Source organism: Acinetobacter sp. ACNIH3 (assembly GCF_002918965.1).
In the GTDB taxonomy this organism is placed as follows: Bacteria; Pseudomonadota; Gammaproteobacteria; order Pseudomonadales; family Moraxellaceae; genus Acinetobacter; species Acinetobacter schindleri.
Window position 1 is genome coordinate 44259 of sequence record NZ_PQLP01000011.1, and the last position, 12403, is coordinate 56661.

The following is a 12403-nucleotide window of genomic DNA, read 5'->3' on the forward strand; positions in this document are numbered from 1 at the left end:
AAATAAAACTGTAATATGCCAAAACTTAAAATTGCACTCATTGATGACAATGCCGAGCGTGCTGAATTTATTCAGGATTCATTGACTGCGCATGATTTTATCGTCGTTGCCTGCCTGATCGTCCATGATCTAAGTATGACGCATGTCAAGAATCTGCAGGCAGATGTCATTCTATTGAATATGGATCACCCGCATCGAGACATTATCGAAAGCTGCGTCAGCCAGTATGAATTACCTACGGTTCTTTTTACCCAGAACTCCAACAAGGACACCATCAAAAGCGCGATTGATGCCGGTGTGACGGCGTATATTGTTGATGGTATCGATCCGAGCAAGCTGAATAGCATCATGGAGATTTCCATTGAGCAATTCCATAAGCATAAAAAACTGCTGAATGATCTCAAGGAAACCCAAGATAAGCTGGCAGACCGCCGTGACATCGACAAAGCTAAATCCTTGCTGATTCAACTGCATTCCATGAGCGAAGAACAGGCTTTTGCTCTGCTGCGAAAAAATGCCATGAGTCACCGCATAACTTTGGGTGAAATGGCAAGGCGTCTGCTGGATGCACAAAAACTGTTATCGGGCGAATAAGGAGAAGAAAATGTCTGAACTGGAACAGCATGAAATTAACATCGGCTTTATTCCTTTGCTTGATTGTGTCGCGATCTTATGGGCGGAAAAACAGGGTTATTTTCAGGAACAAGGTTTAAATGTGAACTTGATCCGGGAAGCTTCATGGGCCAGTCTGCGTGACCGTCTGGCTTATGGTTTCCTTGATGTCGCGCACTGCCTGTCTGCGATGTTGCCAGCCGCAGCACTTGGTCAGGATCAACTGAAAGCCAATCTGCAAACGCCTTTGGTGCTCAGTATTAATCAGGCCTTTATAAGTCTGCGCCAGGATCTTTGCTATGCGCTGGATTTACATCCGGATGTCGATGAAAAAACCAGTTCGCAAAAAGTCGTGCAAGCCCTGAAAGAAAATAAAGGTGTGAATCTGGCGCATGTATATAAATATTCAATCCATCATTTCTGTTTACGTGAATGGCTGGCATTGACCGATCCAGATTTGGCTAAAAACTTTCATATGCTAACCTCGCCACCGCCCTCGATGGTGAAAGGTATTGCCCAACATGTCTTTGATGGCTTTTGTGTGGGTGAGCCGTGGAATATACAGGCACAGATTGAAGGTCATAGTTTTATTGTGGCCTCCAGCCCAAATATTATTCCTGCAGTGGCAGACAAAGTACTAGCAGTCTGTCAGGAGTGGGCAGAACAACATCCACTGACCTTAAAAGCTTTAGTGACTGCGATTCAGAAAGCCCAGGCCGATTTGCAACAGAGAACTGACCTGTCTGAAGTCTGGGAGATGCTGGTCGATTATAAGATTATCCAGTTTGAATGCTCTGATCATCAGCATGTTTATGACTTCCATAAGATTCAGACAATTATCCGTAATATGCATGGTGAAAGTGCCCAACCCAAACTGGAAGATTTTAGCTGGCTCTTGCAGCAAATGGAAAAATGGGAAGATATTGAAATGACCGCAGCCGAGAAAAAACAGATTGCGCAATCCTGTATTTATCAGCAAGAAGCGACTACTGTTTAAAACATTGCCTATTTCCATAAAAAATGACCCAGAAAATTCTGGGTCTTTTAGATTTAACGTTTTATTCAGCTGAATGCCTGTTGTAAATTCAGTTGCATGAATTTCTGCAAGGACAGTTTTTCAGCAATGATCTGATTGATGAATTGTGCCATTTCGTCATACAACATCTCATAGAGCTGCGGTTCTAATGCCATATGTCTTAACTGGATCTGCAAATGCATTAAAAGTTCCTGCTGCTCGCATTCGCCCTGCTCCAGAGCATAGACATAACCGAGCACTGCTCCTTTTAAAACCACATCAAAAGGCAAGCTATATTTGAGCAAGGTCGCCAACGAGCCCATCACCCGCTCATTGTGCTCAAGTTTTCTGAGGGGTTCACGACCTACACGTGCGCATGGGTCCTGATAAGCATGGGCACAAGATTCACTAAAGCTTTGAGCCAGACGTTCCAGATCTGAGGCATGTTTTGGAATCTGGTAACATAGACTATGCTTCACCTGAGCTAAGGACTGGTGCATAAATTTTCTGACTGCCTGATCTGACATGGCAATCCCAATAGTCGGATGTCCACGCAGGCTGGCATACCAGGCCATCATCGCATGTACGCCATTCCATAAGCGGTTTTTAATCAGCTGGATATTGGCAATATCATCCACCAGAATCATCTGCCGCATTTTCGCCAGTAAGGGACTGTTATTTTCTACATAAATCGGCATATCCGTTTCAGCATTAAACAGAATCAGATCCATCGACTGCAGGATATGACTCGGCTGGAAGTTACGGCGCAGGTCTTCTATATATAGACCTGCCTGATGTTCCTGCTCGGCATTCAATGCGGTTGAATCATCCAGATCAACGGTGGACAGATCTTCATCTAGCTGGTACTGCTTGAACATGTTGTATTTAATGCGCAACTGACGATACAGTTTCTGGTCTGATAGCTTGGACACCATACGGTTGACCACGGTGTCACAGAAGTAATGCTGATCCATAATCTTCTGTGCAGTCTGTTCATCGGTAATTCGTTGCAGACGATTCAGAATCTGGTGTATCACCTTCTGTTTAGCACCGATTTTATTCAGGATAATGAGCACTGTCAGTGGTTGATCCTGCTGCTCATAAGTCAGATAACGTGCGTATAAACCTTGTGCAATGACCTCCGCTTCAGAAACCAGTGCTTCCTCAGGTACGCAAATGGCGACCAGACTGGATTCAATATACATGTTCTGCATCTGTTCCAGATCATGCGCATCAATTACGCTCATATTTTCAATACGCTGGTCAAACGAATTCTGACCATAGCGAATACAGTAAGTGCCAAAAGCATTAACGCTAGATTGATAAAGCGGATTACGTGTCGAAGCAATAATTTTGCGCGGACGTGTGTATCCATCCCAGTGTGATAATACCTGAGCCAGATAACCGCCGCCAATTGCACCAAAACCGTGAATCCCGACAGTCAGCTGATTGAGTGTTTGCGGAAAAGTGGTCTCCAGTTCCGGCATGTCCAGAACCGGAACAAACTGGTTCAGTTCCGTCAAGAAATCTTCGACCGTTTCATAATAATACTGGGCTTGTGCCAGCATCGATTCATTCGGTGTTTTGATGTCTTTGAAAAGCACCGTCATCCCGCCTGCATCATAGGCAGAGCGCAGACCATTTTCAGAATCTTCAAACATCAGGCACTGGGCCGGACTTAAATTGATTTTTTCGGCTGCATTGATAAAAATTTCCGGATGAGGTTTCCCCTGTTTAATCTCATCGCCACAGACCAGTACATCAAAAAACTTATAGACATTGGCATTGATTAAATATTCTTCTGCGATCGCACGTCGGCTTGAGGTGGCTACCGCCATTTTCAGACCAGCTTTGCGCAGGCGTTCCAGCACTTGTAATAAACCTTTTTTAATCGGAACGCCGTACTGACGCACGTGCTCCAGTTCCAGCACATCGGCACGTTGACGAATCTCGGCATAAGGTACATCTTCTCCATAACGCTCTTTAGCCAATTGCTCTGCACTACGAGCACTAAGGCCCAAACACTGCATTAAATAACTTTCAGAAAATTCAATGCCAATCAGCTCACGTGAAGCTTGTTGCAAGGTTTGAAAGCGCAAGCGTTCAGTATCAAACATGGTTCCATCCATATCGAAAATTGCGCCGTGTACGATTTGATTTTTAAATTCTAGCATTGCTCCCCTTTTATAATTCAATGAGTTAAGAAGTGAGCAATACCTTAAAGAAAAACAAAACTGAATTAAACCAATGTAAAGATATGAAATAGTTTGGATCAAAAAATAACCAATAAAGACTGAAATGTTATGTTTTATGTTTTTATACGTAACCAGAAGGTTAATTTAAGTAAGTCAAAAACTTTATTTTTTAATGATTTTTGAATATCAGATTCTTTTATCAAATTGAAGATTTTAGTTAATCATGGCATCCATTTTGCTTAGTCAGTATTACGTTTTATAAAATTTGTAATATTGAGGGGCAACACTATGAGTTACGTTGCACGTGAACTCAGTCAAAGAAATAAGTTACTGTTTGGCTTGGGGTCGTTTTTAATACCAATTCTCATCTGGTGTGCAGTCAGCTATTTGCCATTTATCTGGCATCCACAAGTCCAGATTACGGATTCAGGTAGTGTTGCCTATTTACAGGTGGATAGTCTTATTGATAAAAACCTGTTTTTTTCTGCTGCCCAGTCTGCGGTAGATCTGGGTCTTGCCCCACCGCAAGGTATTCTGGTGAATCCGATTTATCTGCCTGCACCCCATGAAGTTGCCATTGCTTTGGTCACAGCTTTTACCACGGAGCCGGCTCAGGCCAATGCGCCCTGGTTTCATGAAAGTCTGTGGCACAGTATCAAACTGGTGTTTACTGCGTTCTTTATTTCTTCCCTGGTCGGTATTCCACTGGGTATTTTATGTGGATTCTCCAATAAAATTTCCCAGCTGACCGAGCCCTTTGTTGAATTTTTCCGTTATCTGCCTGCTCCGGCCTTTGGTGCACTGGCAGTGGCAATTCTGGGCATTAATGATGCACCAAAAATTGCCATCATTGTGATTGGAACTTTATTCCAGCAAATCCTGATTATTGCTAATACCACACGTCTGGTGGATCGCAGCCTGATCGAAGCCGGTTTTACCCTAGGCACCAATAAACTGAAAAGCCTGTTGCATGTCGTCATTCCGGCAGCCCTTCCGGAAATTTACCGCAATCTGCGGGTGCTGCTTGGCTGGGCATGGACTTATCTGATTGTGGCTGAATTAATTGGCAGTACTTCCGGAATTACCTGGTTCATTACCCAGCAAGCCCGCTATCAGAACTTTGATAATGTCTTTGCCGCGATCCTGATTATTGGAGTGATTGGCCTGCTTTGTGATGTGATTTTAATGAAACTGGGACAACGCTTATTTAAATGGAAACCGGGAGCCAACTGATGCAAAACACTGAATTTAATACCCGCGAATACTTTGACAAGATTTATAGCCGTCCGGTGATTCTGGAAGCGAAGCAACTGACACAAAAATTCAGTCATGGCAAAACCGAACGTACGGTTTTAAATGCCCTTGATCTCAAAATTCATAAGCGTGAATTTATCTGTGTGATTGGTCCTTCCGGTTGCGGCAAGTCAACCTTTAGCCGTGTCGTCGCCGGTCTGGATCCTTATAGTAGTGGTGAGATTCTGGTGGATGGACAGCCCATTACCGGCCCAAGTCCGGAGCGTGGCATGGTGTTCCAGGGCTATACCCTATTTCCATGGAAAACCGTCAAGGAAAATGTCATGTTTGGTCCGCGCATGAAAGGCCAAAGTAGTGCGGCGGCCGAAGCGCAGGCACGTGAATGGATCAATATTATTGGTCTGGAAAAGTATGAAAACCAGTATCCGCATGAGCTGTCTGGCGGGATGAAGCAACGTGTCGCGATTGCCCGGGCTTTAGTCAATGAACCGAAAATCCTGCTGATGGATGAACCTTTTGGTGCACTTGATCCGCATACCCGGCAAAAAATGCAACGTCACCTGATGGACCTGTGGCAAAACATTGATATCACCATCATTTTTGTGACTCACGATATGGATGAAGCCATTCTTTTGGCCGACCGGATTTTAGCATTGAAAGCCAATCCGGGTGAAATCAAGGAAATTATTGAAGTTGATCTACCTCGTCCACGCCATCCAGACGTCATACTTAGTCCTGAATTTAAACAGTTAAGACAACGTGTCGATTATCTGGTGCATGCTGAAGAAGATGAACTGGATCCGGCACTGGCAGAACTGCCGGTTATTCCGCGTATGACCAAGGTCAGCAGCAATAAATAATCTTGTTCAAAATGCCTTTGGGACGACCCGAAGGTTTTAATCGCTGTGTTGGACGACCAACATAAGAGGTGATTGTCATGCAAGCGCAATATGTACTCCCACTGGTTGATATTTCAAAATTGCAAAGTCCGGATTTAGCCGATCGTGTAGAAGTAGCAAATGCTCTGGATCATGCCTGTAAAGAAGTTGGATTTCTCTATCTGCAAGGTAGCCAGTTTAATTTTGACTACGCTAAAACCCTGATTGAAATGGCCCAGTCCTATTTTTCTCAGGATCTGGACACCAAAATGCAGCACTATATTGGCAAATCAAAAAACCATAGTGGCTATGTGCCGATTGGCGAAGAACAGTTTGCCGGCAACAGTTATGATTTAAAAGAAGCCTATGATGTCAATTATGATTATCAGGGTACACAAAAAAACTGTCCTTTACTTGGCCCCACCTTATGGCCAGACCATCCGGATTTCAAGTCTATTGTCAGCCAATACTACAGCCATCTGCGTGAGATCAGCCGGCAGATTTTTTCTGCCTTTGCACTAGCGTTGGGCGTTCGTGAGGACTTTTTTGAAAGCAAGATTACTGATGCACCAAGTCAGCTACGCTTGATTCATTATCCCTATAATCCTGAAGTGAAGGACGCCGAAGGGATTGGCGCACATACCGATTACGAATGCTTTACCCTGCTGTTACCCACCGCACCCGGCTTACAGGTTTTGAATAAAGCCGGCGAATGGATCGACATTCCACTGATTGAAAACACACTGGTGATGAATATCGGTGACATGATGGAAATTCTGTCGAATGGTAAATATCTCGCCACCAAGCACCGCGTGAAAAAGGTCTCGGAAGAACGTTATTCATTCCCGCTGTTTTGCGCCTGCAATTATGACACCGTGATTGAACCGGTGATTCACACTGAAAATTCCAAATATTCTGCCCTGATCGGGGGTGAGCATCTGTTTAATCAGACTGCCCAGACCTTTCAATACTTAAAACAACGTGTTGCTAGCGGTGAACTGGTCTTAAAAAATGCTGTACCACTTTCCTCTTTTGGACTTGAAGAACAGGTGGAGACAGCATCATGAATCTGTTTGAAGTGATTAAAACTTTAAAGCCTACTATCCCTCAGCCAGAGATTATTCCGGGTTTTTTATACGGTGCTTTCCGGCGTAAAAGTATCAGTTTTTATAATGGTCTGACCGATGAAAATACCATCGTGTACTGGTTCCAGTCACGCAGTTTTACCATTGATCTGCGTCTAAAAAGCCAGACGGGAACTGCTGTTCAGCAACGCCAAGGCTGGATTGGCAATACGCTTTGGGATAGCGCTAGCCAGCTATTGTCCTGGGAAGTGAAAGACTACGCCAATTACCAGAATCATGTGCAGTGGCCGGAACCAGCCAAGTTGCATGCGATTGGCAACTGCATTCTGGAATTTTCTCCAAGCAATGTCTATGTGGAAGACTGGCGCCAGCAGGTACAACATGGCCTATTTTTAGGGCTGCGGCTGCAATCTGCGATTGATGTTCAATCTGGTCAGACACTGGAAATGGATGGTGGCCTGATTATTTGCGCTGATCATATTGCCTATGCCCTGACGCGTTTGCCTGAAGTGCAAAGTATAGTCGCTCAAATGGACTTTAAAGCTGTCGATCCGACCGTGTTTGCCTTGGTGGAAAGTTTTGAGGTTTCTATCGGGACTGATGGTCAAGCTAAAACTTACAGTACCCGCAGCAGTGAGACAGGCAAAGCCTTTAAGCTGGAAAATTTTGAAGTTCTCAATGAAAGCAGTCTGGTTCAGCATGTCATTTTAGATGGTCGCGACATTGACCTGATTTTTGAACTGGATATATACCAGCCAGATTACCAATTTCAATACAGGACGCCAACGACTACACAAGCTGAAAGCTGGCTGAAGTCAGAACAGGATCACCTGATGCAGCATGCAGAACGGGTGTTATAGGGAGAAATATGTCTTTTTTATATCTTTCGATTGCCATCATTGCAGAAGTCATTGCAACTTCTGCATTGAAAGCTTCCAATGGTTTTAGCGTGCTCTGGCCTTCACTTGCCACCATTGCCGGTTATGCCGTTGCCCTGTTTTTCCTGTCACTGACCATGAAAACCATTCCAATGGGCATTGCCTATGCAATCTGGTCTGGTGCTGGCATTATTCTGATTTCAACGGTTGGTCTCTTGGTGTTTAAACAGCAACTGGATCTTCCTGCGCTGATCGGTCTGGCGTTTATGATCATTGGCATTATTTTTATCAATGTCTTTTCCAAAAGTACGCAGCTTTAACTTTTTGATATTCATCTGATAGTAAAAAATCCCCAATCTGGGGATTTTTTATGGGTTTAGATTACATTCCCGAATGAGGAGATATGCTCTATTTGAGTTCTTGTACTAATGTGGGAACAATAACGCCATCCACGTTCATTTCAGTCGTATAAATGCCGTTGGCCACATTGAACTTGTTCACATGATAGCTGGAACCATAGATCGAGTCGAAACCATCACCTTTGGTAAAGACTTTCTTGTTGGCGGCCAGATCAAGTAAATGCGTACCATCAATGAACTGCATATAGGTTTTCGCATCGACCCCGACACGTTTAGACATGATCTGTGCGGCATCTTCACGAGTCGCCGGATCATTGATGTATTTGACGGTTTTATCCCAGACCTGAATCACCTTTTTCCATTGCTCTTTATTGGCTTCCAGATGGGCAGGATTCACGGTCAAGGTATCGTAGATTAATCCCGGCTTGTCTTTAGAGGTGAAAATGATTTTTGAACCGGCCACTGCAGATAGAGCCTGATTTGCCACTGGCTGCCATACTGCAATCGCATCAATATCAGGAGTGGCAAACACCTGTGGCAATTCATTGGTCATGGTATTGACCAGTTTGACCTCATTCATGCCAATTTTGGCATCATCCAGTGCAGTGGACAGTAACAAGTGATCGACGAGGCCTTTTTCAGTCGCAACTGTTTTACCGCGCAGATCCTGAATCGAATTAATACCATTCTTGGCAATAATCACGTCATTTCCAGCTGAATAATCAGTCGCCATGATCATCACACCCTTGGTGCCGCCAGAGCCAGTGACCAGATTATCACCATTGGTGACCAGTACAGCGTCCAGCTGATTTGCAGCAAAAGCTGACAGTGAGGCTGAATAGTCAAACCATTCGAAATTGGCATTTACCCCTGCTTCTTTTAGCCAACCTTTCTCAATCGCCACTTGCCAGGCCACAAATCCCGGCCAGTCACTATAACCAATCCGGATGGGCTGAGTAGTCACACTCCCTTCTGCCTTGGCATTTGGTTCAGGTACTTTAGCGGTATTGTCACAACCGCTTAAAAGGATTGCAGACAGTACGGAAACGGACATCAGTGCTTTTTTGATCATTTTGCGACTTCCCCTATGCATTCACATTTAAATTTGGTATTTGAAAGTTGTTTAGATTTCATAAATTCGCGCCAGCCACCGAAATGACTGATATCTGTGGCATCTTCAAGTGCATAGCCTTCACAGATAAAGCCTTTGACCCAAGTACCATCAATCAGCTGGACATTACCAATCCCCAAAGGTGCCGGAACTTCTGCAACAATGTCCCCGAACATTGCACGCGGAATGTCCCAGACCTCTACTTCAATTGAAAAACCTTTCGCGTTGTATTGCAGGCCAGGTTTTGGCGGTGTGGTATTTTTTAAAGCGTAGAGTTTGTAATGCGAAGCAGTCCGGGTCTGCTTGATCAGGGTGCCACCACGTGTGGTCAGCTGAAAATTCAGCGGCATTCCGCTTAGATGTGCACCGACGACAGCCAGTTTGACACTGTGACCTGATGAGATTTCAGTTGTTTTTTCATATGGGCGTTCAGAGGTGCCTAGCTTCAATTGGCTTGCCTGCTGCCATTTTTGCCCGAATTTGACCAGTGCTTCATCCATCCAAGCTGGCGCAATAAAGGTCACGCCCGTTGGCAAACCATCGGCACGAATGCTATTGGGTAGCGCCAAAGCCGACAGGTCGGCAAAATTGACAAAATTGGTATAAGCGCCCATGTGGCTGTTTTTGACCAGAGGATCCGCTTCTACTTCTGCAATGCGATAAATGGTGGGTGCCGTAGGCACCATCAAGGCATCAAATGGTTCAAGTGCCACATTAATTTTTCTGGCCAATTGAGCGCGTTCATATTCATCCTGCATGGCATCGACCGCACTGAACCGGTCAGCCTGCGCAATAATCTGGCCAATTACCGGATGGGTCTGCTCGCGTTGCACCATTTTTTCCACGGCACTGGTACGTTCAGCCACCCAAGAGCGGTTGTAAAGTGTAGTCGCCAGTTGTTGAAATGGAGCAAAATCAATCGGCTCAACCGTATAACCCAAACTTTGTACACGTGTGATCGCCAGCTGGAATGCTTTTTCAGTTTCAGCATCGCCATAAAATTCCAGTGTATCCGGAATGGCAATTTTCCCTTTTGAAAATTGGCTCGGTACATTCTGAGGATGCATTCTGGAATAATCATCACTGGCATCATAGTCCTGCATGACTTGCGCCACCTGCCAGGCATCATCCACCGTTAAGGCAAAAATCGAAATCACATCGATGGTGCGACAAGCCGGAATCAGGCCTGTAGTCGAGAACCAGCCTTTGGTCGGTTTGAGTCCTACAATGTTATTGTGTCCTGCAGGTACACGTCCTGAACCTGCAGTATCTGTACCCAGTGAAAATGGTACTAATCCATTGGCTACCACCACGCTGGAACCTGAGCTCGAACCGCCACTGATATATTCAGGATTAAAGCTGTTCTTCACTGCGCCGTATGGGGAGCGCACCCCAACCAGACCTGTCGCAAACTGATCCAGATTGGTTTTACCCACGACGATTGCACCGGCAGCTTTTAATTTGGCTACTGCTGTTGCATCGGAAGTCGCCAGATAAGCTGCTTCTTTACAAGCCGCTGTGGTATAGAACCCTGCAACATCAATATTGTCCTTGACCGCAAATGGCACCCCATAAAGTGGCAAGCTTGCACTATCTGCACCAGTCAATGCATCAATTTGTGCCTGTAATTGTGCGGCTGTCGCAATTGAAATCCAGGCATGATCATCATTCTTAAACTCGGCAACATACTGAATCAGGTCACTGAGCAGGATATTGTTATTCTGGTAGGCGTGTTGCCAGTCCTGTACAGTCCATAAGTTGTGCACAGCTGTTCTCCTTAAGTGTGTTCGGTATTTTGTGGAATGGGCGGCATGACGGCATCCATCAGTTCGAGATGCCCTTTAATCACGCCTTTCAGTGCAATAAATTGTTCGCTAATTTCTTTCAGGTCACTGCTCGCGCCCTGCATCAGCATGACTTGCAGGATTTTTTCATCATCCAGCTGGATATGCAGTGAATTGATCACTTGTGCCAGATACTGCTGTTGCAGATCGACCAGTTGACTGCGCAGCGGTTTCAGACTGACGTCATAGAGCAAGGTAAGTGTGCCAACCATGACTTCATCGCGAATCACCAGATCATCAATCAGGTGGCGGTTAATCATGTCGACTATGGCCTGCGAGCGGCTTTCATAGTGCTGCTCGACAATTTTTTGATCCATTGCATGTAGCGTGGTTTCTGGCACGGTAATACTGATCCGTGCCAATTTTTGTTTAGGCACGATGTTGATCCTTAGGTTGGTATTGGGAAGACTGTTTAATGTGAAAGCCTGCGCGTACGCTGAGCAGCTCAACCAGAAAGTGAAGCCATGGATGCATTTTTTTATTTGATGTCGGATTGTTCATGTGCATCTCCTGTGGATATTACAAAACCAGAATTTCGTATTACTTAGGAAAATGCAGAAAGCGTGCCAGTTTGTGCTTATTGGAAGGTGATAAATAAAATTGGGTAAAAAGGCGAAAAAAAGCCCCATAACAGTGAGATGGGGCTTGTTCTAAAGCAAAAGTAAGTTTTGTATTTCACCGGTTTATTCCATTTAGATTGCTCATGTCCTCGCTATTCTTTTTATACATGAATGGTTAACCGATGTTTGTAATGAGTGATCAAGTGTTTTGTTCTCCTCTATTTATAGTTGTATATAAATAAAAGCATAAAGTGTGCCAACTTATTTTTTATAAATAAAATTATCTAAAAACAGTTATTTATTAAAATAAAAAGTGCTTAAAAATATTGGTCAAATGTTTATGCGCCAAGAGTGAACAGATTTGCACCAAAACGATATCGTTTGAAATAAAGTTATTGAGTAATATCTCTTTTCTGCTCATGATTAGGAAATTGTAAAATGTGGTGGTGATAGAACTATCAAAAATTGGATCGGTATTCAATTTAAAGAATTATCTAATTAATCTTATTGAATCTGAGATAGCAAATAGACTATGGGTTAAATATGAAATTAAATGTGCTGGGGAATTAGGTAGAGCTACTATTAGGCGTATATACATAATATAAATATCCT

General features: G+C 44.2%; 12 protein-coding genes. 7 read left to right on the top strand and 5 right to left on the bottom strand.

Annotated elements, in window-relative coordinates:
- Nucleotides 1–15: 15 nt before the first annotated feature.
- Nucleotides 16–594 carry an ANTAR domain-containing response regulator gene (locus C3420_RS06975; RefSeq protein WP_004894872.1) on the top strand — a complete coding sequence of 193 codons (579 nt, stop codon included), beginning with the start codon at nt 16–18 and terminating at the stop codon, nt 592–594.
- 10 nt (nt 595–604) lie between these two features.
- A complete protein-coding gene (locus C3420_RS06980; protein ID WP_103800015.1) occupies nt 605–1609 on the top strand; it encodes an ABC transporter substrate-binding protein in 1005 nt (334 codons plus the stop codon).
- A 65-nt stretch (nt 1610–1674) separates the two neighbouring features.
- Here C3420_RS06980 and mtlD read toward each other — a convergent pair whose 3' ends face one another.
- Nucleotides 1675–3801 carry a bifunctional mannitol-1-phosphate dehydrogenase/phosphatase gene (gene mtlD, locus C3420_RS06985; RefSeq protein ID WP_103800016.1) on the bottom strand — a complete coding sequence of 709 codons (2127 nt, stop codon included), beginning with the start codon at nt 3799–3801 and terminating at the stop codon, nt 1675–1677.
- Between the two features lie 309 nt (nt 3802–4110).
- Between mtlD and C3420_RS06990 the strand changes: the two genes are divergently transcribed.
- From C3420_RS06990 to C3420_RS07010, 5 genes are all read left to right on the top strand, one after another.
- Entirely contained in the window at nt 4111–5055 is a 945-nt protein-coding gene (locus C3420_RS06990) for an ABC transporter permease (protein ID WP_103800017.1), read from the top strand.
- Nucleotides 5055–5936 (top strand): ABC transporter ATP-binding protein, encoded by an 882-nt coding sequence (locus C3420_RS06995; protein ID WP_103800018.1) that lies wholly within the window; start codon nt 5055–5057, stop codon nt 5934–5936. Before C3420_RS06990 ends, C3420_RS06995 begins: the two co-directional genes overlap by 1 nt.
- 77 nt (nt 5937–6013) lie before the next feature.
- Nucleotides 6014–7021, top strand: a complete 1008-nt coding sequence (locus C3420_RS07000; protein ID WP_103800019.1) for an isopenicillin N synthase family dioxygenase — start codon at nt 6014–6016, stop codon at nt 7019–7021.
- Nucleotides 7018–7899 (top strand): hypothetical protein, encoded by an 882-nt coding sequence (locus C3420_RS07005; protein WP_103800020.1) that lies wholly within the window; start codon nt 7018–7020, stop codon nt 7897–7899. The genes C3420_RS07000 and C3420_RS07005 overlap by 4 nt, the downstream gene beginning before the upstream one ends.
- Nucleotides 7900–7907: 8 nt before the next feature.
- Nucleotides 7908–8237, top strand: coding sequence for a DMT family transporter (locus tag C3420_RS07010; RefSeq protein ID WP_004280373.1), 330 nt, complete (start codon nt 7908–7910; stop codon nt 8235–8237).
- 88 nt (nt 8238–8325) lie between these two features.
- On the opposite strand, the gene C3420_RS07015 is transcribed toward C3420_RS07010, so the two are convergent.
- The 4 genes from C3420_RS07015 to C3420_RS17795 are packed head-to-tail and all read right to left on the bottom strand — an operon-like array spanning nt 8326 to nt 11732.
- Entirely contained in the window at nt 8326–9348 is a 1023-nt protein-coding gene (locus C3420_RS07015; RefSeq protein WP_103800021.1) for an ABC transporter substrate-binding protein, read from the bottom strand.
- Nucleotides 9345–11153: an allophanate hydrolase gene (atzF, locus tag C3420_RS07020; RefSeq protein ID WP_103800022.1), complete on the bottom strand. Its 1809-nt coding sequence runs from the start codon at nt 11151–11153 to the stop codon at nt 9345–9347. Before atzF ends, C3420_RS07015 begins: the two co-directional genes overlap by 4 nt.
- An 11-nt stretch (nt 11154–11164) precedes the next feature.
- A complete protein-coding gene (locus C3420_RS07025) occupies nt 11165–11608 on the bottom strand; it encodes a CopG family ribbon-helix-helix protein (RefSeq protein ID WP_004280384.1) in 444 nt (147 codons plus the stop codon).
- Nucleotides 11601–11732: a hypothetical protein gene (locus C3420_RS17795; protein WP_004647016.1), complete on the bottom strand. Its 132-nt coding sequence runs from the start codon at nt 11730–11732 to the stop codon at nt 11601–11603. The genes C3420_RS07025 and C3420_RS17795 overlap by 8 nt, the downstream gene beginning before the upstream one ends.
- Between the last annotated feature and the right edge of the window lie 671 nt (nt 11733–12403).